Here is a 721-nt window from a genome sequence, read left to right on the forward strand (position 1 = left end):
AAGCTGTGAGTAAATCCATATTATTTATGGATTTATTTGAGGGTTCTTCTTTAACAAGTTCACTTAGCTTGCCTTTATTGTGACGAACTCTACAGGCTTTTGTTCTACATTTAGCAGAGCAATATACCTGTCTTTTATTTCTTTGAATAAAGAATGTTCCGCATTGTTTACAGTTTAATTCCATATATTTAATTCCTTTTTAATCTAATTCTAACATTAGAAATTAGTACCCAATTTCCCTAAAACAACGTTACACGTGTAACGTTGTTTTTATTTTAAATCACACATTACTAGCGAAATAAACGTTACACGTAACGTTATACTGTTTCTATTTATTAGAGATAACACAAGACCATGTGATGCTAAACACGTTATAAACATACGAATAAATATTTATTTGTTACATATATGTACAACTAATTTTTTTATATAATTATTGTATCTACTATTGAATTTGATCGCACCCAATACTAAAAACAACGAAACAACGTTACACGTGTAACGTTGTTTTGCCTGTAAATACGTTATTTTCATTTAGCCTTTATCTTTTCGGATTGACACTAATCAATACTGTCTTTTTATTTTTTGAATAAAATTTTTAAAAGTCAAAATAAAATGTTAGATTTACAAAAGTTACATATTTGTAACATTATAAAATAAAATACGTCTAACAATTATGGCACGAATAAAAATCAGAAATGTTGAACAATGGAGAGAGGTA

General features: G+C 27.3%; 1 protein-coding gene. It reads right to left on the bottom strand.

Annotated features, from left to right (window positions below; all coding sequences use genetic code 11):
• The coding region (locus ACFO3O_RS22580; protein ID WP_379983075.1) for a hypothetical protein at window positions 1–184 on the bottom strand (184 nt) is incomplete at its 3' end.
• Window positions 185–721 lie beyond the last annotated feature (537 nt).

Origin of the sequence: Dokdonia ponticola, from assembly GCF_042653865.1 — a bacterium.
GTDB classification, from domain to species: Bacteria; Bacteroidota; Bacteroidia; order Flavobacteriales; family Flavobacteriaceae; genus Dokdonia; species Dokdonia ponticola.